The sequence below is a fragment of the Mesorhizobium sp. genome, assembly GCF_024509055.1.
Lineage (GTDB): Bacteria > Pseudomonadota > Alphaproteobacteria > Rhizobiales > Rhizobiaceae > Mesorhizobium.
Genome location: NZ_JANINM010000292.1, coordinates 13,617 through 35,768 on the forward strand (window position 1 = coordinate 13,617; position 22,152 = coordinate 35,768).

The 22,152-nt window shown below is 64.1% G+C and carries 18 protein-coding genes and 1 tRNA gene; 11 read left to right on the forward strand and 8 right to left on the reverse strand.

Annotation, left to right across the window (positions count from 1 at the left end; genetic code table 11):
* Positions 1-11: 11 nt before the first annotated feature.
* The 3 genes from Q0L57_RS13265 to Q0L57_RS13275 are packed head-to-tail and all read left to right on the forward strand — an operon-like array spanning position 12 to position 2,778.
* A complete protein-coding gene (locus Q0L57_RS13265) occupies positions 12-1,112 on the forward strand; it encodes an ABC transporter ATP-binding protein (RefSeq protein WP_296743297.1) in 1,101 nt (366 codons plus the stop codon).
* Positions 1,109-1,981 (forward strand): ABC transporter permease, encoded by an 873-nt coding sequence (locus tag Q0L57_RS13270; RefSeq protein ID WP_296743298.1) that lies wholly within the window; start codon positions 1,109-1,111, stop codon positions 1,979-1,981. Before Q0L57_RS13265 ends, Q0L57_RS13270 begins: the two co-directional genes overlap by 4 nt.
* Positions 1,978-2,778, forward strand: coding sequence for an ABC transporter permease (locus Q0L57_RS13275; protein WP_296743299.1), 801 nt, complete (start codon positions 1,978-1,980; stop codon positions 2,776-2,778). Before Q0L57_RS13270 ends, Q0L57_RS13275 begins: the two co-directional genes overlap by 4 nt.
* A 57-nt stretch (positions 2,779-2,835) precedes the next feature.
* Here the strand turns inward: Q0L57_RS13275 and Q0L57_RS13280 are convergent, their stop codons facing one another.
* Positions 2,836-3,447: a cupin domain-containing protein gene (locus Q0L57_RS13280; protein WP_296743301.1), complete on the reverse strand. Its 612-nt coding sequence runs from the start codon at positions 3,445-3,447 to the stop codon at positions 2,836-2,838.
* Positions 3,448-3,686: 239 nt separating this feature from the next.
* On the opposite strand from Q0L57_RS13280, the gene Q0L57_RS13285 reads away from it, so the two are divergent.
* Entirely contained in the window at positions 3,687-4,043 is a 357-nt protein-coding gene (locus Q0L57_RS13285; protein ID WP_296743302.1) for a cupin domain-containing protein, read from the forward strand.
* Positions 4,044-4,073: 30 nt separating this feature from the next.
* Positions 4,074-6,032, forward strand: a complete 1,959-nt coding sequence (locus Q0L57_RS13290) for an FAD-dependent oxidoreductase (protein WP_296743304.1) — start codon at positions 4,074-4,076, stop codon at positions 6,030-6,032.
* A 126-nt stretch (positions 6,033-6,158) separates the two neighbouring features.
* Here Q0L57_RS13290 and Q0L57_RS13295 read toward each other — a convergent pair whose 3' ends face one another.
* The 3 genes from Q0L57_RS13295 to Q0L57_RS13305 all read right to left on the reverse strand — a co-directional run bounded on the left by Q0L57_RS13295 (position 6,159) and on the right by Q0L57_RS13305 (position 9,204).
* A complete protein-coding gene (locus Q0L57_RS13295) occupies positions 6,159-6,857 on the reverse strand; it encodes a transglutaminase-like cysteine peptidase (RefSeq protein WP_296743306.1) in 699 nt (232 codons plus the stop codon).
* 270 nt (positions 6,858-7,127) lie between these two features.
* Positions 7,128-7,886: a DUF2076 domain-containing protein gene (locus tag Q0L57_RS13300; RefSeq protein ID WP_296743308.1), complete on the reverse strand. Its 759-nt coding sequence runs from the start codon at positions 7,884-7,886 to the stop codon at positions 7,128-7,130.
* Between the two features lie 271 nt (positions 7,887-8,157).
* The gene (locus Q0L57_RS13305) at positions 8,158-9,204 is read right to left on the reverse strand and encodes a LuxR C-terminal-related transcriptional regulator (RefSeq protein ID WP_296743309.1); all 1,047 of its coding nucleotides are present in this window, start codon (positions 9,202-9,204) and stop codon (positions 8,158-8,160) included.
* A 183-nt stretch (positions 9,205-9,387) separates the two neighbouring features.
* Here Q0L57_RS13305 and Q0L57_RS13310 point away from each other — a divergent pair, with 183 nt between their 5' ends.
* Positions 9,388-10,962: an FAD-binding oxidoreductase gene (locus tag Q0L57_RS13310; protein ID WP_296743311.1), complete on the forward strand. Its 1,575-nt coding sequence runs from the start codon at positions 9,388-9,390 to the stop codon at positions 10,960-10,962.
* A gap of 89 nt (positions 10,963-11,051) precedes the next feature.
* Here the strand turns inward: Q0L57_RS13310 and Q0L57_RS13315 are convergent, their stop codons facing one another.
* Positions 11,052-12,500 carry an aromatic amino acid lyase gene (locus tag Q0L57_RS13315; protein WP_296743313.1) on the reverse strand — a complete coding sequence of 483 codons (1,449 nt, stop codon included), beginning with the start codon at positions 12,498-12,500 and terminating at the stop codon, positions 11,052-11,054.
* A gap of 234 nt (positions 12,501-12,734) precedes the next feature.
* On the opposite strand from Q0L57_RS13315, the gene Q0L57_RS13320 reads away from it, so the two are divergent.
* Genes Q0L57_RS13320 through Q0L57_RS13335 form a run of 4 tightly spaced genes read left to right on the forward strand, consistent with a single transcriptional unit; the run spans position 12,735 to position 17,360 of the window.
* The gene (locus tag Q0L57_RS13320) at positions 12,735-14,096 is read left to right on the forward strand and encodes a dihydroorotase family protein (RefSeq protein WP_296743314.1); all 1,362 of its coding nucleotides are present in this window, start codon (positions 12,735-12,737) and stop codon (positions 14,094-14,096) included.
* Complete coding sequence (locus Q0L57_RS13325; protein WP_296743316.1) at positions 14,093-15,391, forward strand: Zn-dependent hydrolase; 1,299 nt, start codon at positions 14,093-14,095, stop codon at positions 15,389-15,391. Before Q0L57_RS13320 ends, Q0L57_RS13325 begins: the two co-directional genes overlap by 4 nt.
* On the forward strand, positions 15,388-16,749 hold the full coding sequence (locus Q0L57_RS13330; RefSeq protein ID WP_296743317.1) for a UbiD family decarboxylase: 1,362 nt from the start codon (positions 15,388-15,390) through the stop codon (positions 16,747-16,749). The genes Q0L57_RS13325 and Q0L57_RS13330 overlap by 4 nt, the downstream gene beginning before the upstream one ends.
* Positions 16,750-16,775: 26 nt before the next feature.
* Entirely contained in the window at positions 16,776-17,360 is a 585-nt protein-coding gene (locus Q0L57_RS13335; protein WP_296743319.1) for a UbiX family flavin prenyltransferase, read from the forward strand.
* A gap of 36 nt (positions 17,361-17,396) precedes the next feature.
* On the opposite strand, the gene Q0L57_RS13340 is transcribed toward Q0L57_RS13335, so the two are convergent.
* The 3 genes from Q0L57_RS13340 to Q0L57_RS13350 all read right to left on the reverse strand — a co-directional run bounded on the left by Q0L57_RS13340 (position 17,397) and on the right by Q0L57_RS13350 (position 20,021).
* Positions 17,397-19,295 (reverse strand): LysR family transcriptional regulator, encoded by a 1,899-nt coding sequence (locus Q0L57_RS13340; RefSeq protein ID WP_296743320.1) that lies wholly within the window; start codon positions 19,293-19,295, stop codon positions 17,397-17,399.
* Between the two features lie 170 nt (positions 19,296-19,465).
* A tRNA-Gln gene (locus Q0L57_RS13345) sits at positions 19,466-19,540 on the reverse strand.
* Positions 19,541-19,676: 136 nt separating this feature from the next.
* Positions 19,677-20,021: a VOC family protein gene (locus tag Q0L57_RS13350; protein ID WP_296743322.1), complete on the reverse strand. Its 345-nt coding sequence runs from the start codon at positions 20,019-20,021 to the stop codon at positions 19,677-19,679.
* Between the two features lie 218 nt (positions 20,022-20,239).
* Here Q0L57_RS13350 and ppdK point away from each other — a divergent pair.
* The coding region (gene ppdK / locus Q0L57_RS13355) for a pyruvate, phosphate dikinase (protein WP_296743323.1) at positions 20,240-22,152 on the forward strand (1,913 nt) is incomplete at its 3' end.

A 22,152-nucleotide genomic window follows, 5' to 3' on the forward strand; every position in this document is an offset into this window, starting at 1 on the left:
GAAAGTCCGCCATGAACCAGAACAGCGACCTGCTCACGCTGCACTCCGTCTCGAAATCCTACGGCACGGTTCCCGTGCTGCACGATATCGACCTGGCGATCCGCGATGGCGAGTTCCTCACCGTGCTCGGGCCGTCGGGTTCGGGCAAGACCACGGTGCTCAGGCTCATCGGCGGCCTGGAGCCTTTGACCTCGGGCGAAATCCGGCTGGACGGCAACGACATCAGCCACATGCCGATCAACCGGCGGCCGTTCAACACCGTCTTCCAGGACTATGCGCTGTTCCCGCACCTGACCGTTGCCGGCAATGTCGGCTATGGCCTCTCGGTTCGCCACGTGCCGCGCAAGGAGATTGCGGAACGCGTCGCGAAGGCCCTGGATTTGGTGCAGCTCGGGCGTTTCGCCGAGCGCTTTCCGGCCCAGCTTTCCGGCGGCCAGCGACAGCGCGTGGCGCTCGCCCGCGCGCTGATCTGCCAGCCGCGCCTCGTCCTGCTCGACGAGCCGCTCGCCGCGCTCGACCTTGAGCTGCGCCGTCAGATGCAGGAGTTCCTCAAGTCGATCCAGCGCGAGGTCAAGACCACCTTCCTGTTCGTCACCCACGACCAGGAGGAGGCCATCGGCATGGCCGACCGGATCTGTGTGATGGAGGGCGGCCATATCCGGCAACTCGGCACACCGCACGAGCTTTACTACAAGCCCAATTGCGAGTTCGTGGCGCGTTTCTTCGGCGAGAACAACCTGATCGCGGGGACGCTCGGCGAGACGCTGGGCGAGCTTCGCGCGATCGAGACTGCGCTCGGGCGGCTCGTCTGCTCGATCGGCGGCCAGCCTCGTCTCAGGGCCGCGGCCACCGGCGCCTGGGCCTTCGCGGCGTTCCGTCCCGAAGCGCTGCGCCTTGCCGATGCCGACGATGCCACGAACCGTCTCTCCGGCACGATCGCCGAGCTCGCCTTTGCCGGCTCGTCGACGGTCGCCACCATTGCCGCCGGCGGCGATGCCGCCCAGCGCCTCAGGCTGCGCTTCCCCAGCAGGATCGACGGCAGCAGTTTGCGGGCCGGCGAAACGGTAGCGCTTTCCTTCGCGCCGCACGAAGGCCATCTGGTGCTGGCATGAGCGAGGTTGTCCTGGCACGGCCCGCCGCCATCCGGTGGTCGCCGCTGGTCACCGTGCTCGCTTTCGCGTTGCCGGTGATCTTCGTCCTGGCCCCGCTGGCGATCTTCCTCGTTTACAGTTTCTACAGCGTCGACCAGGGCCAGATCGTTCACACGCCGACGGTCGCCAACTATGTCCGCTTCTTCACCGACCCGATCTTCCTGCCGGTGTTCTGGAACACGATCGGTCTGTGCCTGACGGTAGCAGCGATCTCGATCCTGCTTGCCTATCCGGCCGCCTATTTCCTGACCACGCTGCGCGGGCGGTGGCGCTATGCGCTGCTGATGCTGCTCATGGTGCCGCTGCTGATGAGCTACGTCATCAAGATCTACGCTATCCGCAGCATCCTCGGCCTCAACGGCTTTCTCAACAAGGCGCTGGTCGGGCTAGGCATCATCGCGGAGCCGTCGACGCTCTTCGTCTTCAACATGAACGCCATCCTGCTCACTCTGACTCTGCTGCTCATCCCGTTCGCGATCCTGCCGATCTTCCTGGCGCTGGAGCGCATTCCGCAGGTGCTGCTGCGCGCATCCGACGATCTCGGCGCGACCAGCCTGCAGACCTTCCTGCGCATTACCCTCCCGCTGTCCTTGCCGGGCGTCGCCTCGGCGGCGAGCTTCGTCTTCGTCCTGGCGATCGGCGATTTCCTGACGCCGCAGATGGTCGGCGGCGTCAGCGGCTTCACCTTCGGCCGCATCCTCTACAGCCAGTTCGGCACCGCCTTCAACTGGCCGTTCGGCGCCGCGCTTTCGGTGGCGCTGGCGGTCGTGGTGATCGTCGCGATCCTCCTTGGCGAGCGGGCCGGCCGCAATCGGGGAGCTTCGCTTTGATCGCCCTGCCGCGCCTGTCCACGATGCTGCTTGCCGCGGTCACCACGCTGGTCGCGGTGTTGCTCTACAGCCCGCTCTTCGTGCCGATCGTGTCGTCCTTCTTTCCGGTAGCGCGCGGCGAGGTCGACTGGTCGTCGCCGACCGTTTCGACCTATGTCGCGCTGGCCGGAAACCACGAGATACTCATGGCTCTGCGCACAACGCTTATCGTCGGCATTTGCACGGTCGTGCTCTCCGTCGTCAGCGGCACGCTGCTCGCGCTCTACTATCACGGCCGCCGCGCTGGCAGGTCGCTGTTGCAGTTCATCGTCTTTCTGCCGTTCCTGATGCCGCCCGTCATCAGCGGTCTCGCGCTTCTGATCTTCTTCCGCGAGATCGGCCTCGAGCGCTCGCTGCTGACGGTCGTCATCGGCCATACGGTCTTCGTGCTCGCCATCGTCTACCGCACGGTGCTGACGCGTCTGCAGTCGATGAGCCGCACGCTGGTGGAGGCTTCCTACGACCTAGGCGCCACGAAATGGCAGACCTTCTGGCGCGTCATCCTGCCCAATCTGTCGAGCGCGATGGTCGGCGGCGCCATCCTGGCCTTCGCCCTGTCGTTCGACGAGACCATGATCACCATCCTGGTCACCGGCACCCAGACGACGCTGCCCGTCAGGCTATGGGCGATGATGCGGTTGGGCTTCTCGCCCGACATCAACGCCCTGGTCGCGCTGATCCTGTTGTTCACCGTGCTGCTTTGCGCGCTTGCCGCGCGTTTCCTAATACCGAGGCAGATCGCTACCCAGCGGAGCTGAGCGCCCGTGTCGACAGGATCAAGGAAATCACGCCGGGTGGCCGCGCCGAGGCGGGGATCAGAAGCTCGGCGGACTGATGGCCCAAATGACAATCGCTTCGCGCGAGCCAGGATTGCGGTAGCGGTGTGGCTCGCCGGAGGAATAGGAGCAACTGTCGCCTTCGTAGAGATGGAAATGGCGCTCACCGAGCCACATCTCGAGCTCGCCTGACACGACGAAGCCAACGCCGTCGCCGTCATGCGTGTAACTTTCGGCGCTCTCCGTGCCCGGCGGCAGGCGGGTGTAGATCATCTCTACTTGCAGGCTCATCCTCGGGGTCACGAGTTCGTCGATGATGCCGTGGTCGTATTGGATTTTCAGGCGGTTGCCGCGCCGCACGACATAGCCGTGCTCGTCCTGCGGCACAGGTGACGCGCCGGCGAAGAACCATTGGACAGTCACTCCAAGGCTCTTGGCGATGTTCACCAGGGCCGGAATGGAGGGATAGGCGAGGTTGCGCTCGATCTGGCTTATGTAGCCGATGGAGAGCTGGCAAGCGTCCGCCAGCTGGGCAAGCGTCAACTTCCGTCGCTTGCGCAGGTCGCGAATCCGCTCGCCGAGAACGAGATCCTCGCCGGCGGGGCTGGTTTCCGATCCTGGTTCCGGATGGTCCTTGGCCGAAATGGTCACTTCTATCGCCCTGGCTTGATGACCGGTCTTGTGACGTTGGTCCTCTCCTTGTTGCCGATAGGGCATTTCGCCGCAAGAGACGAGCCGGAAGATTCACTCGTCTCCGCGCCAAGGCTCTCATGCGGTATCTAAAAAAATACCTCTGAATTTCCTGAATAGTAAAAAAATCGCTGGATTTTTTACTAAAGACAAAATAGTGAGGGGCCACTTCGTTGGCTTTGAGCGGGAGAGGAGGCCAAATGTCAGTTGTGCATTTCAAGAAGACCGATCGAGCGTTCGAAGCCTACGGCGACGACCCGAAGCGTGCGGCCATTGCCCGTCTGGTCGGCCCGGAACTGAGCAGGACCATGGGCGCCGGCATTGCCCGCTTCGACGATTGCTCCATCGCCTGGACGGTTCTCTATGACGAACTGATCGTCACGCTCGAAGGCAAGTTCCGGCTGCGTGTCGGCGAGGAGGTCTTCGACACCGTGCCGGGCGATGTCCTCTGGGTGCCCAAGGGAACCGCGCTGGCCTATGAGGGCGAAGGTGCGACCGTCTTCTACGCACTCGATCCCGTCGACTGGAAGACGCGCGGGAAGCCTGAGGGCATTTGAACCGTAACCGATAAGCGGCTGCCGATCTTCATGACCACCACCGCATTTCCAAACCTGTTCCAGCCATTGCAGATCCGCGGCGTGCGGCTGAAGAATCGTATCATGTCCACCGGACATGATACGATCCTGCCGACGGACGGATTGGTCAACGATGCGCTGATTGCCTATCACGAGGCGCGTGCGCGTGGCGGGGTCGGCCTCATCGTCACCCAGGTTGCGGGCGTCCACGAGACGGCGCGCTACACCTCGCACATGCTGATGGCCACGGATGACAATTGCATCGAAGGCTATCGCAAACTGGCCGATACCTGTCATGCGCATGGCTGCATGGTCTTCTCGCAGCTCTTCCATCCAGGCCGGGAAATCATGGAAGGCGGCGATGGGTTGCTGACGGTCGCCTATGCTCCGTCCGTGTCGCCGAATGAACGCTTTCGCGTCATGCCGCGCCAGCTCGACAAGCGGATGATCGACGAGATCGTTGCCGGTTACGGCAACGCGGCACGCCGCATTTACGAGGCCGGGATGGACGGTGTCGAGTTTGTGGCAAGCCACGGCTATCTGCCGGCTCAGTTCTTCAATCCTCGCGTCAATAGCCGGACCGACAACTATGGCGGGTCGCTCGAAAATCGGCTGCGTTTCGCATCCGAGGCACTGAGGGCGATGCGGGCGGCAACGTCGGACGATTTCGTCATTGGCATGCGCATCAGCGGCAGCGAGCGCGACGAGCATGGCTTGACGTCGGATGAGGCGCTCGAGAGTTGCCGTCTGCTCGAGCCTCTCCTCGATTACGTGAACATCACGGCCGGCACATCGGCATCGCTCGGCGGTGCGGTGCACATCGTGCCGCCAATGGCCTATCGAAACGCATATCTGGCGACCGATGCGTCCCGGTTCCGCCGCGCGCTGAGTATTCCGGTCTTCGTCGCCGGGCGCATCAACCAGCCGCATGAAGCCGAGGCGGTGCTGGCGGAGGGGGCCGCCGATGTCTGCGGCATGACGCGGGCTTTGATCTGCGATCCCGAGATGCCGGCCAAGGCAGAGGAGGGGCGCACCGACGACATCCGCGCCTGCATTGCCTGCAACCAGGCCTGCATCGGGCATTTCCATCGCGGTGTCCCGATCTCGTGCATCCAGCATCCGGAGACGGGGCGTGAGCTGAAGTTCGGAACTTTGACGCCCGCCGCACACCCAAAGAAAGTCATGGTGGTCGGCGGCGGGCCGGCGGGCATGAAGGCCGCCGCGACGGCTGCCGTCAGAGGCCATCAGGTCACGCTCTACGAAGCGTCCACCCAACTCGGCGGCCAGGCGCAACTGGCACAGCAACTGCCGCGCCGTAGCGAATTCGGCGGTATCATCACGAACCTGTCGCGCGAACTGGAATTGGCCCAGGTCCGCGTGGTCAAGGGCGTACGTGTCGACCATGCGCTCGTCGACGCCGAGAAACCGGATGCCGTGGTTCTCGCGACCGGCGCCAGGCCCTATCGTCCGGAAATGCCGGACGACGGCAGTGTCCAAATCGTTGATGCCTGGCAGGTGCTGAAGAAGCAGGTGAAGACCGGCAGCCGCGTGGTCGTTGCCGACTGGCGCTGCGACTGGATCGGGCCCGGCATAGCAGAAATGCTCGTCAATGACGGCTGCGATGTCGAACTCGCGGTGAACGGGACGCATCCCGGCGAACTGCTTCCGCTTTATGTCCGCGACAACATCGCGGCAGAACTCCACAAGGCTGGGGTCGGAATCACGACGTACGCACGCGTCTTTGGCTGTGACGGCGGCACGGTCTACATGCAGCATTCGGTCAGCGAGCAGCCGATCCTGTTCGAAAACATCGACACGCTCGTGCTTTGCATGGGACACCAGCCCGAGGATGAACTGAGCGCCATGCTGATGGACCAGGTGCCCGAGGTTCACGTCATAGGGGACAGCCTGGCCCCGCGCACGGCCGAGGAGGCGGTGTACGAAGGACTGAAAGTCGCAGCGGCGTTGTAATCGGGCTCGTGTCCGACCATCCTCGTTGGCGAGTGGATGGCTCGCCTACGCCGATAATTGCTCGCCGTCTCCAGGTGGCCTGGATCAGCACTCTCGCGAAATGACCATGGACCAACGAAGGCTGCTTCATTCCACGAGCGCTGCGATGTCCCCGGAGGTTTTCGGAACGCCGCCGCGCTGGTTTATCGACAGCCAGATGTTCGGGTTCTGCTGCGACTGGCGCTTGAGGAAATAGTAGCCCGTTGCGCTCCACGGCCTGATTTCGTCGGTCAGGTTGTCCAGGATCAGGTCGCCCTTATCGGTCTTCACGGTCAGGATCGTGTGACCCTCATCGTTGAGGTCGCGCACGATGGTCATCAGCAGCGCCTGGCGCGGAAAACCTGCTTCCATGAGAAGCTTGCGCTTGTAGAGCGCGTAGATCTTGCAGTCGCCCTTGCCGTCCACCGGGTAGTCCCAATGGTCCATCATGGTGCCCCAGTGATCGAAGTTGCTGATCGGCACGATGGTGTCGTTCGCCTTGCGGTTGACCCGCTCGAGGATGATCAGCGTCTGGGCCGTCAACTTGACGTTCACCGCCCGTAGGTCGGGAACCTTGCATTCTTCAGGGCGGCGGCCGCAAAAATCGACCCAGCCATAGGGCACGCTGGTGGACCCGCCGACGGCGGCGAAGTTCGAATCTATCAAAGGCTGGGATGGCGTTGCCGCTCGGATCAGTGTCGCCGGCGCGGACTGATCGACCCCGGTTCGGTTCAGGGGGCCGGCATATGTGAACGAAACAAAGCCGATGACGAAGGACGAGATCAGGATACCGAAGGAACGCAGCATGGGGCACCGCCAAATGGAAAATCCAGCAAGCGAGGCTGCCTGCCGCTTCCACTCGTCGGCTCCATCGCATGAACCTACAGTGTCACAGTCGGATTGCTATCGGAGAAAGGTTCAAGCAATAGATTTAGTAAAACACGCAGCCAATAAGCATAAAATTTGAATGATCAAGTTGAACAAGAATTACGGCAACGGCGGTGCCTCGGCCGAGGTGCTTTCGGCCAAGGCATTCCGACGTCGGCAACGCTAAGGAAGCCCACTGCGCGCTCCAGCTCACACGTCGGTTGAGTAATCCGAACCGCCGGACGAATTGTCATCGTCGAACGAGTTATCGTCATCGAATGAAGCATCGGAAGCATCGGCTATTTGATCGTCGCGCTGGTCCTGTTGCGCCAATGTTTCGTCCCGACCTGTGCGCTCGCCTGCGGCAAAGGCCTGGTCGACGACATCGTTGGCCGACGAGCCGAACCCGCTTCCAAGCGCGCCCAGGCCCGACGTGCCCCAGCCATGACCCGAAAAGGCGCTGCTCAAGGCATTTGCCACCACCATGCCGCCCGCGACGCCGGCGGCAGTGGTGAGGGCATTTTGCAGGAAGCCGCCGCCCTGGGCCGGGGCGCTCCACGGACCGGGCTGAGGCTGGCCGCCCCACGGCCCACCTTGCGGTGCTGCGGGATAGGCCGAGGCGCCGGGCGCATATCCCGGCTGGCCCTGCTGGTATTGCGGGTTGGAACCTGGGCTTGCCGGGCGAGGCTCCGGCCGGTCGCTGCCGAACAGGCCGGACAGGAAGCCGCCCGATTGCGGCTTCGATCGGGCCTCCTCGAGTTGCGCCTCCAGGTCGCTGACCCGGCTGTTCAGCCGGGCGAGTGCCTGCTCGCCGACATAGATCGACTGCGCCATGGCATAGGGCGCGTAGGGCTGCCGGGCGATAAGCTCGCCGATCAGCCTCTCGGCTTCGGGGTCACGGGGATGATTTTCAGCGGTCCTGAGCCGCTCGAAGATGGCGGTGATGACCTGACGCTCTTCCGGTGTCATGAGCTTTGCTCCTGTAGAAAGCGCTTGCCGCGAATTCGCGGACGGAGCCTTGAGCTAGGAAGCGATGATGGCGGGTACAAGGCAGGCTGGGCGCTATTCAAGCCGAACCTTTGTCGCGGCACTGCAAAAATACGTGAATCCCAAGCGATCGACGGAGGGTCTATCGATCGCTCCGAAAGGTTCATTTTTCTGCAATCCCGGTTGGCAGGGAGTGGGTTTGTGACCTGTTCTGGAGGATGCGCACTTCCCTTTCGATACCGACCGGGTCGGATCAGGGCCTGCCCGAATAGCTTGCTACCAGCCTCACCAGGTCCGCTTGCCGTTTTGTCCCAGTCTTCGCGAAAATCCGGTGCAGGTGGGTTTTGACGGTCTGTTCCGAAATACCGAGCACCGGGGCCACTTCGGGCACGCCGCCGATCTCGATCACGGCAAAAAGGACCCGAAGTTCCGCTGGCGTCAGGTTGAACTGCCTGGCCAGCGTCTCGGGCGGCGAGGGCAAATCCAGGGCGGCCTTGCGGATGAACACCGCCGCCGCCGCCGAATATGATACGCCGGCCTTTCGACGCGCCCCGGAAGTCAACGGCAGTATGTGGGCTACATAGCGCTCGCCGCTGCGCCCCAGCAGCGGCAGGGCGACGCCGTTTCTTCCGACGGCCACATCGCCAGCCTCCGCCGCCGCGGACACATCGAGCAACTGCCGGCTGCCCTGTTGGTCGAACGCGGCTATACGCCCGTTCGCGGCGCGCAACACGTCGGCTTCAGCAATCAGACGATGGGCGCTGGCGTTGGCGTGAATGATACGGCCGGCCGCATCGACGACGAGAACGCTGGAAGCCAACTGGTCGACACTGTCGGCGAGCGTCGCCGCCTCGACGCGATGGAGATCGATCACCTTGCCGATGAGCATGGCACGCCGGATGTGTGGCGTGATGAGCTCGAAGCGATGACGCATTCGATCGTCCACCGCCCCAAGCGCCTTGTGGCGCATGGCGGTAAACAAGGCGCAGCTCGTAGCTCCCTTTTCCAGATTTGAGAACAGTCCGTCGGTCAGGCTCTGCGGCGCGAGCCATTCGCGGAAGAAACGTGTCCGGACAAACTCTTCGCACGAAATCACATCGGGCACGGCGACCGGCTGCTCGACCTCGAAGAAAATGACGCCGGGAAAGATCGGATTGAGCTTGCCGTAGGTTTCCAGATAGGTCTTGAAATAGTGCGGGGCGCTCACTGGGTCGCCCCACCAGAACAGCGCATCCGTGGCCCTGCTGATCGAGTCTTGCGAATGCAAGCTTGCCGAAGCGGCGCCGATATAGCCGCACACGCTTTCGATGGCGCTCGGCCAAAGGGCCGGATCGAGGGACGCGTCGTATACGTCACCTATGACCTGCGAGAGCTCGTCTGCTTCGCGCATGCTGGTCGCTCCAGAGGCCACATTACGCTCCTTCCAAGGTGTTTGCACGGGCTGAGCGCTCGGCTTGATCCAGTCCAGGCTGCCGTGGATCGCATGGACGGGCTGGAGCGTCCGGCCTGGATATCCATCGATCGGGTGACGCGGCGGGTTTTGCCGTCGGGCAGGATGTGTAGCGTCAGGCTGGTTGCATGGCGCCAAGAAGGTGCACGGCACGGTTCCGCGCGAAGAGCGGGACCGGAGCGAGCCAGACAGCTGAATCCAGTCGTTCATGATCAGGAGGTCACTATGAAAGACCAGTTCGATGCTGAATTGCGAGCGAACCTGCGGGGAGCGCTGATTGCGCGCGGCGATGCCGACTACGACGACGCGCGCAAACTCTTCAATGGAATGATCGATAAGCGCCCGCTGCTCATCGCCCGTTGCGCCGACGTCGCCGACGTGATCACGGCGGTGAACTTCGGCCGCGACCACAACCTGCTGGTCGCCGTGCGCGGGGGCGGCCACAACGGCCCGGGATTAGGGAGTTGCGACGACGGCCTGGTGATCGACTTGTCGGCAATGAACGGCGTGCGCGTCGACCCGAATGCCCGTACGGCGCGGGTAGGGGCCGGCTGCACGCAGGGCGACGTCGACCACGCAACCCATGCTTTCGGCCTGGCCGTGCCAGCCGGCATCATCTCGACCACCGGCGTCGCCGGACTGACGCTGAGCGGCGGCCATGGCTACCTGACACGCAAATACGGCCTGACCATCGATAATCTCATCGAGGCCGATGTCGTGCTCGCTGATGGAAGCTTCGTCACCGCCAGCCGGGAGCAGAACACCAGCCTGTTCTGGGCGTTGCGCGGCGGGGGTGGCAATTTCGGCATCGTGACCAGTTTTGTGTTCCAGTTGCACCCCGTCGGCATGGTCTTTGCGGGGCCGATTGCATGGGACCAAAGCCACGCCCGCACGATCATGCAGCGTTATCGCGAGTTCCTGCCGGTCGCGCCCGAAGAACTCGGTATTTTCCTGGGACTCAAGACGATCCTCTCGAGCGCGCCGTTCCCCGAAGAGCTGTGGGGAAAGCGCATGTGCCTGCTGATGTGCTGCTATGCCGGCCCCGAGGAACAGGGCAGGCAGGCGCTGGCCCCGCTGATGGATTCGCTCCCGGCGCCCTGGCTCAACTGGATGGGCACGATGCCCTATCCTGCCGTGCAGAGCATGTTCGATGGGCTCTATCCGAAAGGCATGCAGTGGTACTGGCGCGGCGACTTCGTCAAGACGTTGTCCGACGCGGCGATCGACGCTCACCTGGAACAGGCAGCGAAGGCGCCGAGCGAATTGTCGCTCATGCACCTCTATCCGATCGATGGCGCGGTCCATCGCGTTGGCAAGGAGGAGACGGCCTGGAATTGCCGCGACGCGACCTGGTCGATGGTCATTGCGGGGATCGATCCGAACCCCCAGAAAGCAGGCCCCGTCACGCGCTGGACCAAGGCCTATTGGGAGGCGGTGCACCCGTTCGATCTCGGTGGCGCCTATCCCAACTTCATGATGGATGACGAGGACGGTGCAAGGCTGAAGGCCACGTACGGCGATAACTACAAGCGCCTGGCGGCACTGAAGAAGCAATACGACCCGACCAACCTTTTCCGCGTGAACCAGAACATTCGGCCGGCGGTCTGACGAGGCCATTTATCGGCAGCCGTCGATGGAGCTATCCGGCGGTCGCGCCGGCCGTGGCGAGCAGATTCGCCGCGGCCGGCAACTACTGCTTATGGGGTGAAGACCTTCCGCGTGAACGCTTGTGTCAGCCGCAGCAGTTCCGGCCCCAGGACGCGATCGTTGCCCACCGGGGGCACGACGTCCCGAACCTCTCGGACGAAGCCGGCAAGTTCGCCCGGCGCCTGGCGGTCTGTCACGTGGAGCGCCTGTGATGCGACGACGGCAAGGGTGGCCAGGCAGGCATCCAGATATCGCCCGGCTCGTTCCTCCTTGGCCCAGGCCGGGAATGCGGTCGCCGCGACATCGTCCTGCCCGGCGCCCGCCGATTCCGTTCCCGGGATGAAAGTGCGCTGCGCGGCCGCCTTCGCCTGCTCGAGATAGCCGGTGGTCGCCATGGGTATGTAGCCAAGGCTGCCGTGTCCGTCGCTGTCGCTGGGGTCGCGTCCGACCATGAGCATGTTGGGAAGATGGGATACGGCGCCGTTCAGCAGCTTCGATCCGTGCCGGTCGCACAAAAGGCAGAGGTCGGCCCAGATGGCGGACAGGTCGTCGAGGGCAGGGGCTGCCATAGCATTGTGGTAGCCGCCCGTGCTGATGCAGCGCCCATAGGGATGATCGTTGTCGGGCGGGATGTAGACAGGGTTGTCGGATGCCGAGCCGAGCGAAATGTTTGCGGCGCGCTCGGCGGCGGCGACGGCGCGGTGGGCGTGGCCAAGCACGCGCGGCACGATGCGGTAGCTCACCGGGGCCTGATAGTTTCGCCGCTCGGTGCCCGCGCCTTTGAGCAGGCGCCGCAACGCCTGAAGGGCCGCGGCTTCGTGCTCGTCGCCCCAGAGCTGGTCCAGCGCCGCGTCATAGTGCTCCATGGGCGCGCGAAACGCCTCGATCGAAAGCGCCAGGACCTGCTCGACGAGACCAAGGCGGCGACGAGCGGCGAGCGCCGCGTCGGCCAGAAGCGCTGCGGCGCAAGGCGATCCATTGATAAGCGAACCCCTTTCCTTGACCTCGAGGTCGAGGCTCGCGGTCAATTCCGCGAACAGCGGGTAAAGCGCCAGGATTTCGCCGGCGCCGCCTTGCCCGGACGAGGCCACGGTCGGCAAGGCTCGGCCGTCGAGCATGCCGGCGACGGCAAGCGCGACGCGCGGGGTGGTCGCGGCGTTGCCCTCGATGAAATTGGCAAGCCGGGCCAAGATCATCGCCCTGACGACCCGGTCGGGATAGGGATCGCCAAAGGATGTCGCTGCGGCAAAGGCCTTGATCCGTGCGTGACGCTCGCGCTCTTCCACCGAGAGTCGCTCGCTCGCCAGTTCGCCCATCGCAGTCGTGACCCCGTAGATCATGAGGTTCGGGTCAGTGTCGATCAGGCGTAGGAACGCTTCCCGGCAACGCGCGATCTCGCGTAGTGCGTCCTCGCTGAGGCGCACCTGCTCGCCTTGCCACGCCACCCGCAGGACCGACTGAAGGTTGATATCCGCCCTCTTGGTCAAAGTGACTGTCATGATCATTCCCTCAACGACATGCACGATTGCTGCCTTGGTCCGCAGTTGTGCCGTGCATGCTGAAAGCGTCAAGGGATCAGGGCATTCTTCGCCATTCGTTATGGCGGCTTTCGCCGAACATGATCATGAAGTGGAGGTTTGTTGGCTTATACTGCTCCTTCGTTGGGTAAGCGCTTCGGTCGCCGCTATAGTAAGCTCCGCCGGTGGGCAGTCGACGATGCAAGGGGAGAGCCCATGTCCGATTTCGATCTGGTTTTGACGGGACGGGTGGTTGGCACCGACCGCGTCCGCGAAAATGGCTACGTCGCCATTCGCGGCGGGCTGGTCGAGCGCGTCGGCGAGGGCGCGCCGCCGGCGGCTGCGCGCCGGGAGGATTTTGGAGATGCCTTCATCCTGCCGGGGGCGATAGACGCCCAGGTTCATTCCCGCTCCCAGGCCGGGCAGGAGGACTTTGTCTGGTCCACGCGCTCGGCCGCGGCCGGAGGGGTGACCACGATTGTCGACATGCCCTATGACGACGGGATGCTGATCTGCGACGCGGAGCGCCTTTCGCACAAGGCGCGCGAAGCAGGCGAACAGGCCCGTGTCGATTTCGCGCTGTACGGCACCGTGCATCCAGAGCAAGGGCCGGCCCATATCGCCGAGATGGTTGCGGCCGGCGCCGCCGGCTTCAAATTCTCGACCTTCGGCACTCATCCTGAGCGATTTCCCCGCATTTCTTCGGATATGCTGCACGCTTGCTTTGCCGAGATCTCGCGCCACGGCCTGATCGCCGGCATCCACAATGAAGACGACGAGATGGTGCGGGCCGCAATCGCGCGGGTCATGGGCTCGGGCATAACTGACTATCGCGCGCACGGCATGTCGAGGCCGGCCGTCGCCGAAGCGGTGGCGACCGCGACGGTCTATGAGATCGGCGCGGCGACAGGCTGCTCGACCCATATCGTGCATTGCTCCATCGGCCGCGGCTACGATTTGTGCCGCGCCTACCGCATGCAGGGTTTCGACACCACGATCGAGGCTTGCATCCACTATCTCATCCTCGATGAGGAGCACGATGTCGCTCGTCTCGGCGGCCGGGCGAAGATCAATCCGCCCATACGTTCGCGCGACGAGGTGGAGGCCCTATGGCGGCATCTGGCCAGCGGCAACGTCACCGTCGTTTCGACCGACCATGTGAGCTGGTCGGCGGCGAGGAAGGACGACCCTGTGATGTTGAACAATTCCTCGGGCGTGCCTGGCCTGGAAGTTCTCTACTCGCTACTGCTCAAGGGGCTGTTTGAGCGCCGGATGAGCTTCTCATGGGCGTCCAGGCTTCTGGCGGCCAATCCGGCGCGGCTGTTCCGGATAGGGCATCGCAAGGGGGCGCTGGATATCGGTCGCGATGCCGATATCGTCGTCATGGCGCACGATCCGCGCCGTTACCATCCGGCCGCCAGCGGCAACAACGTGGTCACGTGGAGCCCTTATGCCGGCATGGAATTGCCGTTCCGGCCTGTCGCGACGTTCCAGCGTGGCGAGCTGATCTTCGATGGCGCCAAGGTGCTGGCCCAGCCGGGGGCAGGCCGGTTCGTCACGCCGGGGCTGGCCGCATGAGCGCGCCTCGAAATCCTCGCATCGACAGCGAACGGCTGTGGGGCGACATCATGGCACTCGGCGAGCTTACCGAGCCGGATATCCCCTATACGCGCCGTTCGTTCTCGCCGATGTTCCTCAAGGGGCGCGAATGGCTTTCGCAGCGTTTTGCCGATGCCGGGATGGCGGTGCGGCTCGACGCCGGCGGCAATCTCATCGGTCGCCTGCCGGCTGCCGATCCTGCACTGGGCACGATCATGATCGGCTCGCACAGCGACAGCGTTCCCTCGGGCGGCAGGTTTGACGGAATAGCCGGCGTGGCCGCGGCGATTGAGGTGGTCCGTGCGTTTCGCGATGCCGGGCACCTCATGAACCACCCGGTGGAAGTGGTAGACTTCCTGGCGGAGGAGCCGAGCGAGTTCGGCCTGTCCTGCGTGGGAAGCCGGGCAATGGCCGGCCGCCTCCTTGACGACATGCTCGCTTACAAGAACGCCGCCGGTGAGGCGCTCGGCTCCGCGATCGACAGGGTGGGCGGCGATGTCGCCAACATTGCGCAGGCCCGCCGCGGCGACATTGCTTCCTTCCTCGAGCTGCATATCGAACAGGGCCGGGTCCTCGAGGACACGCATGTCGATCTCGGCATCGTTTCCGCGATCGCCAGCGTGACGCGGGTTGAAATCCAGTTCGAAGGCCGCGCCGATCATGCTGGCACCACGCCGATGCATTTGCGCCGGGACGCTGGAGTGGCGGCCGCGACCACCATCTCTTTCGTGGCCGCCGAAGCGGAACGCCGCGCCGCAATGGGCCGAGGGCATTTCGTCGCGACGACCGGCGTGGTGACAGTCTCGCCCAACGCGGCGAACGTCATCCCCGCCAATGCGCGTTTGATCATCGACATTCGCGCAGAGGACGACGACGTCCTGGAGGGATTTCTCGAAAGCCTCGACGCACAGACGCTGGCGATTGCGCAAGCCGCCAGTGTCGGGCGGAGCGGCTGGAAGATCGTGTCGCGAACCAGGCCCGCCCATTGCGATCCGCAATTGCGGGAACTCCTTGGCCAGAGCGCTCAAAGCCTGGGCTATTCCGTCCTGGACATGGCCTCGGGGGCCGGACATGACGCGGCCTTCATCTCAATGATCGCGCCGAGCGGCATGGTCTTTGTACCCTGCCGCGAAGGGCGAAGCCACACGCCGGAGGAATGGGTGGCGCCCGAGGCGCTGGCGGCGGGAGCCGCCACGCTGCTGGAAACGATCATACGTCTCGATACAAGACCTGCCCCGGCGAACCGGACCTCGACCCAAGGAGCGCGACAGTGACCGACCAAAGCATGCGCTGGTTCCTTTCGAAGTTGGAAGCCAGCGGCGATTTGCACCGTGTCGAGCGCGATATCGACGCAAGATTCGAGATCGCTTCGGTCCTGACTCTGCGGCAATCGGGCCCGGCGCAACTGTTCGCCCGCGTCAACGGCCACGAGATGCCGGTAGTCGGCAACCTCTTCAATCACCGGACACGCTTCGCCACGGCGCTGGGCATTGAGCGGAACGAACTGGACGCGCTCTGCGTGAAGGCGCTCGAACAGCCGCTCGCGCCGCGGATCGTGGATGATGCGCCGGTGCAGCAGGTCGTCCATCGCGAGCCGCTGGACATCGGCGCGCTGCTGCCGGTGCCGCACTGGTTCGAGCGCGAGGCAGCGCCCTACATCACCGCCGGCGTCATCGTCGCCAAGGATCCGGAAACCGGGCGGCGCAATGTCTCGATCGCCCGGCTGCGGCTCGAAGGCGGCTCTAGGCTGATGGCCGGCATAGCCAAGAACCATCATCTCGCCCGGATCGCCGAGAAGGCGATGCAGAGGGGGCAGGACCTGGAAATCGCGGTCGCTATCGGCAATCACGCGGCCGTGCTGCTCGGCTCGCAGATGTATGTCGGCCTCGGCGACGACGAGTTCGACATTGTCGGCGGATTGCTCGGCGAGCCTGTGGAACTGGTGAAATGCAAGACGGTCGATCTCGAGGTTCCGGCGCATGCGGAGATCGTCCTGGAAGGGCGTCTGCGCCCGACCGAACTGATCGAGGAGGGGGCCGTCTCCGAGTTCCCCGGCTTCTACGTCTATTACGGTCCGGGGATCGGCGTGGAGATCGGCTGCGTCACGCACCGCGAGGACGCGATCTACCAGGCCATTTTGCCCGGCTATGCTCCCGAGCATTGCCTGCTGGGCGCAGTCGCCATCGGCGCGACGCTCACGCGCGACCTGCAGCGATCGATCCCGGCCGTACGGCGTGTTTTCATCACCGACGGGGGCATGGGGCGGCTGCACGCGATCATCTCCATGCACCGGCCGCGTCTGGGCGAGGGCAAGCGCGCGGTGATGCTGGCGATGGGCCTGGTCAATCTGCTGAAGCACGTGATCGTCGTTGAGGATGACATAGATGTCGAGGACCCGCGGCAGGTCGAATGGTCCCTCGCGGCCCGGTTCCGTGGGCATGAGGATCTGCTCGTGCTGCCCGGCGTGCGGGCGGATCGCTGCGACCCGCTGCACGAGGATCTCGTCGTCACCAAGATCGGCATGATAGCCACGACGCGGCCCGGCGATGGCGAGCCCGGCGGGCGTTCCGAGTTGGCAAGTCCGCCACGCGATGTCCTTGATCGCGTCAAGGCGAACCTGCGGCTTTACTGATCGGCGCAAACGATCCGGAGTCCTGCTTGTCGAAAGAACGCTTCATCGTCGCCATCACCGGTGCCTCCGGCCACATCTACGGCGTACGGCTGCTCGAGACGTTGCGCGAACTGGGCTTCGAGACCCATCTGGTGGTTTCCAGGGCCGCTGTCGTCGCGCTTGCCCACGAGACCGACCTCAAGCTCAAGAACGTGCGCGCCCTTGCCGACCACGTCCACGACAATGATGACGTGGCCTCGCCGATCTCCAGCGGCTCGTTTCGCACGCGCGGCATGATCATTGCTCCATGCACCACCAAGACATTGGGCGAGATTGCCTCCGGCGCCTGCGGCACGCTGGTGTCGCGCGCCGCCGACGTCGTGCTGAAGGAGAGGCGCAGGCTGGTCCTGATGCTGCGCGAAACACCGCTGCATCTCGGCCATTTGCGAAACATGGTAGCGGTCACGGAAATGGGGGCGATCGTGATGCCGCCTGTGCCGGCTTTCTACGCAAGGCCCAGGACGATCGAGGACATTGTCGATCACACCGTCGGCCGCGCCCTCGACCTTTTCGATATCGACACCGGCAGGTTCAAGCGCTGGAAAGAACCTGGGGAGCATGTCCCGGAATAGCACGTGGTGCGCAGCTTCGCCGGCAGCGAGGTGTTTTCATTCGGCTGAGTAGATCGCTCGTTGGGCTGCCGCTTCCTTGCTCATGCCCGTCGCGGACAATTCGCGTTTCAGCGCCTTGATCAGCGAGCGCTCCACATCGGTCAGAACCCGCTCCGGCGAGAACAGGATCGACAGCCGCCGCCGCACGATCGGCTCCACGACCGGGTTGAACTGCAGTGCGCCCGCTTCGACGAGAGACTGAACCGAAGACAGGGGCAGGATCGTCGCCAGGCGCATGCGCCTCACAAGCGCAAGCAGGGTCGAAAGCGAATTGACCTCCATCTGCGGCGCGAAATGCCCATCGATTTCGGCGGCCGCCTTGTCGAGGATCTGGCGCAGGCCGTAGGCGCTGCCGGGCAGGGCAAGCGGGATGTTCAGGGCGTTTCGCAGCGACACCTGCCCCGGCGGCAGAACCGCCTTCGCCGGGTTGGACACCACCCCGAATAGATCCTCGATGGCAAGGTCGATCTGCCAGGAACGCGACACCTGGGCTTCGACGAGAGCAAAGCCGATCTCGCCCGCGTCGACCCAGCGGCGCAGCGTTTCTGTGGGGCCTTCGAGGATTTTCAGTCGCACTGTCGGATGCAGGTTCGACAAGTCGTCCAAGGCCCTGGCGAGGGCGCGGGCGAGGGGTCCTTCATGGTGGATCATCGGCAGCACGCCGATCGCCAGCCGCTCGCGTCTTGCGCTGGCATAGTGGGCCGCGCCCTCGGCGATCCGGTCGCAGGCCTGCGTTGCCGGCCTCAGCAGAGCCGCAAGCTTCGCGGTGCTTGCATTCGCCTCGAGTCCGGTTCGGCGGCGAAGAAACAGGTCGCCCTTTATTGTCCGCTCCAATTTCCGCAACTGGTTGGAAAGGGCGGGCTGCGCGACGCGCAGGTGCCTGGCGGCGCCGCTTATGCTGAGATGGTCCGACATTGCGAGGAAATAGCGGATCTGTTTCAGCGTGATCCGAGGTTCGTAGCGCATCACCGAACCGGGGGCTGCCAGCGCGTTTCTGAGCGCCTCGACATAGGCTAGCGCGGCAGGCTCGCGGGAGGATAACCGCGCCACGACCGGACTGACCAATTCCACCGGCAGTCTTGCAAGCGACAGATTGAGCCGTTCGACGCTCGCCATCACCAGGCTCCGTGGCGCGAGCAGGTTGAACGGGGTAGGTTCGCGCAAAAGCCGCGCGAACGTGCCCACATCCTCCTCTATGACTACGGGCTCGGGAAGGTCGTGCGTGTCGCAATAGGCGCGCGCCTGCCGAAGCTGCGCCTCGCCGAGCGGTGGCAGGAACAACGGTGCTTTCCGCAGCAGTTCGAAGCCGACTGTTCCATCGCCGTCCCGGTGACGATTGCCGCCGCTGACAGCCACCCATTCGTCCCGCAGCAGCGGCAGGCTGTCGTCCCCTTCATCCTCTTGGGCGTAGTCCAGCACGATGCGGGCGGAGGGGCTTGCCCCCTCCGGTTTGTGGTCGGCCGCGCTCCGCTCGAGCACATGCACATAGGGCGCACGGCCGAGCGCGAAATGCGTGGTCGCGATGATGTCGGGAGACAACTCCCGGATGGTTCGTGCGGCCATGCTCGCCGCGCGTGACAGGCGACCAGCCATGAATTGCAGCGGCGAGATGATCTCCAGCCGCTTGATGGGAGCGGATTGATCAGCTCGAAGGATGGTCTCTGCCGCTTCCACGGCCTGTAGGAGCGGCTCGACCGATTGGTAGAGCCAGCGCGCCGCCTCGGTCGGGTAGTGTCCTCGGGGCCCTCGCTGAAACAGCGTCATCCCCAGTTCCCGCTCAAGCGCGTCGATGTTTTCGCTGACGGTCGCCGCGGCGACATTCGCATAGGCGGCGGCTTCCGCCTGATTCTTGAACTGGCAGGCAAGGAGGAAATAGGAAAGCTGCGCCGTCTCCAACGAACCTCCAGATGTCCGTGCGGGATTCCCGATGTCGGAACCGGTTTAGGCCATTACGCGGCCAAGCGAAATCGCCGTATTCGGAAGCAGACAGCAGTTCGATTCGCTTGCGGAAGCGAGCTGCGAGGACATCCATGGAACAAGCCAGATTGGCAAAAGGCCAGCCGCTGTGGCTGGGGCGCCAGGATTCGAACCTGGGAATGTCGGTACCAAAAACCGATGCCTTACCGCTTGGCGACGCCCCAGCAGGCGGGCCGTGCCCGCTGCGCGCGGCCTTATAGGACGAGCCGCCGCAAAGCTCAATGCCATGTTGGCGGCCGAAAGGGAATGATCCACGGGTCAGAATGTCGCTTAACCGTGACACTCTTGTCGGCCGATTTGCTATTCGCCCCACACGCCGAGCTCGTTGCCGGCCGGATCGGTGAAATGGAACCGCCTGCCGCCTGGGAAGGAAAAGATCGGCCTGACGATGGTGCCGCCGGCATTCTCGACCGCTTCCAGTGTGTCTTCCAAGTTTTCGGAATAGAGCACGGGCAGCGGCCTGGCGCCCGCTTCGCCTGCATCGGCCTGGAAGCCGCCGTCGAGTCCTTCGGCAAAAGCGGAGTAGGTTGGGCCGTAATCCGTGAAGGACCAGGCAAAGGCCGCGCTGTAGAAGGACTTGACGCTGTCCAGGGTCCCACCGGTGGCCGGTAGCTCCAGATAGTCGAGTTTTCCATTGAGTTTCATCACGCTACTCCACTATGTTCCTGTTATGTTCTATATGGTGGCGTTTGGGGCGGCAAGTCTTTTTGACGCAGCTTTTGCTTAATCGATTTTAGCGGCGGCGCTTGCTTCGCCCACACCTTGCCTTTCGCACTGCAGCATCATATCGCTCGAACTGGAAGGGCGGGGAACCGGGCTTTGGTCCGGGTATTATCTATCTTCCAAGGACTTGGAGGGCGAGCATGACCAAGTGGGTTTACACCTTCGGCGACGGCGCGGCCGAAGGGCGTGCCGGAGATCGCAACCTTCTCGGCGGCAAGGGCGCCAATCTGGCCGAGATGTGCAGCCTCGGGCTGCCGGTACCGCCGGGCTTCACCATCACCACCGAAGTCTGCAACGCCTTCTATGCCAACGGCCGCAGCTATCCGGCCGCGCTCGAGGCCGACGTGCTGGGCGCGCTCGATCATATCGGCAACATCACCGGCCGCCGCTTCGGCGACCCCTCGAAGCTGCTCCTGGTTTCAGTGCGTTCCGGAGCCCGCGCCTCGATGCCCGGTATGATGGATACGGTGCTCAATCTCGGCCTCAACGACGAGACGGTCGAGGCGCTGGCCAGCGATTCCGGCGATGCCCGCTTTGCCTATGACAGCTACCGCCGCTTTATCCAGATGTATTCCGACGTCGTCATGGGCCTAGATCACGAGGTGTTCGAGGAAATCCTGGAGGATGAGAAGGCAAACCTCGGCCACGAGCTCGACACCGAACTGACGGCGGCCGAATGGCAGGGCGTGATCGGGCTCTACAAGGCCAAGGTGGAGGAGGAGCTCGGCAAGCCGTTCCCTCAGGATCCGCGCGAGCAGCTCTGGGGCGCGATCGGCGCCGTTTTCTCGAGCTGGATGAACAACCGCGCCATCACCTACCGCCGCCTGCACGACATCCCGGAAAGCTGGGGCACGGCGGTCAACGTCCAGGCCATGGTGTTCGGCAATATGGGCGATACGTCCGCCACAGGCGTCGCCTTCACCCGCAATCCTTCGACTGGCGAAAGGCAGCTCTACGGCGAATTCCTGGTCAACGCCCAGGGCGAGGACGTGGTGGCCGGCATCCGCACGCCGCAGAACATCACCGAGGTGGCGCGCATCGCCGCCGGCTCCGACAAGCCGTCGCTGCAGAAGCTGATGCCCGATGCCTTCCAGTCCTTCGTCGACATCTCCGACCGGCTGGAACAGCACTACCGTGACATGCAGGACCTCGAATTCACCATCGAGCGCGGCAAGCTGTGGATGCTGCAGACCCGCTCCGGCAAGCGCACCGCCAAGGCGGCGCTCAAGATCGCGGTCGAGATGGCCAAGGACGGCCTTATCACCAAGGAGGAAGCTGTCGCCCGCATCGACCCCGCTTCGCTCGACCAGCTCCTGCATCCGACCATCGACCCCAAGGCCGCGCGCGATGTCATCGGCATGGGCCTGCCTGCCTCTCCCGGCGCCGCCACCGGCGAGATCGTGTTTTCCTCCGGCGATGCCGAGGACGCCAGGGCGCAAGGCCGCAAGGTGATCCTGGTTCGCATCGAGACCAGCCCCGAGGATATCCACGGCATGCATGCCGCCGAAGGCATCCTGACCACGCGCGGCGGCATGACCAGCCATGCCGCGGTGGTGGCGCGCGGCATGGGCAAGCCCTGCGTGTCCGGCGCCGGCTCGCTGCGCGTCGACTACAAGGCCGGCACGCTGGTCTCGATGGGACAGACCTTCCGCAAGGGCGACGTCATCACCATCGATGGCGGCAACGGCCAGGTGCTCAAGGGCGCCGTCGCCATGCTGCAGCCTGAACTCTCGGGCGATTTCGCCGCCATCATGGAATGGGCCGACGCCGCGCGCCGTATGAAGGTGCGCACCAATGCCGAGACGCCGCTCGACGCGCGCATGGCGCGCTCGTTCGGTGCCGAGGGCATCGGCTTGTGCCGCACCGAGCACATGTTCTTCGACGGCGCCCGCATCGTCGCCATGCGCGAGATGATCCTTGCCGACACCGAGAAGGACCGGCGCGCCGCCCTCGACAAGCTCCTGCCGATGCAGCGTTCCGACTTCCTCGAACTGTTCGAGATCATGGCCGGCCTGCCGGTGACGATCCGCCTGCTCGACCCGCCGCTGCACGA

Excerpts from the sequence above, each read along its gene's own strand:
- Q0L57_RS13315 (WP_296743313.1), bottom strand. The coding sequence starts at position 12,500 with ATGACAGTCACTTTGACCAAGAGGGCGGATATCAACCTTCAGTCGGTC.
- Q0L57_RS13320 (WP_296743314.1), top strand. The coding sequence starts at position 12,735 with ATGTCCGATTTCGATCTGGTTTTGACGGGACGGGTGGTTGGCACCGAC.
- Q0L57_RS13325 (WP_296743316.1), top strand. The coding sequence starts at position 14,093 with ATGAGCGCGCCTCGAAATCCTCGCATCGACAGCGAACGGCTGTGGGGC.
- Q0L57_RS13290 (WP_296743304.1), top strand. The coding sequence starts at position 4,074 with ATGACCACCACCGCATTTCCAAACCTGTTCCAGCCATTGCAGATCCGC.
- Q0L57_RS13300 (WP_296743308.1), bottom strand. The coding sequence starts at position 7,886 with ATGACACCGGAAGAGCGTCAGGTCATCACCGCCATCTTCGAGCGGCTC.
- Q0L57_RS13285 (WP_296743302.1), top strand. The coding sequence starts at position 3,687 with ATGTCAGTTGTGCATTTCAAGAAGACCGATCGAGCGTTCGAAGCCTAC.
- Q0L57_RS13310 (WP_296743311.1), top strand. The coding sequence starts at position 9,388 with ATGGACGGGCTGGAGCGTCCGGCCTGGATATCCATCGATCGGGTGACG.
- Q0L57_RS13270 (WP_296743298.1), top strand. The coding sequence starts at position 1,109 with ATGAGCGAGGTTGTCCTGGCACGGCCCGCCGCCATCCGGTGGTCGCCG.
- Q0L57_RS13265 (WP_296743297.1), top strand. The coding sequence starts at position 12 with ATGAACCAGAACAGCGACCTGCTCACGCTGCACTCCGTCTCGAAATCC.
- Q0L57_RS13350 (WP_296743322.1), bottom strand. The coding sequence starts at position 20,021 with ATGAAACTCAATGGAAAACTCGACTATCTGGAGCTACCGGCCACCGGT.
- Q0L57_RS13295 (WP_296743306.1), bottom strand. The coding sequence starts at position 6,857 with ATGCTGCGTTCCTTCGGTATCCTGATCTCGTCCTTCGTCATCGGCTTT.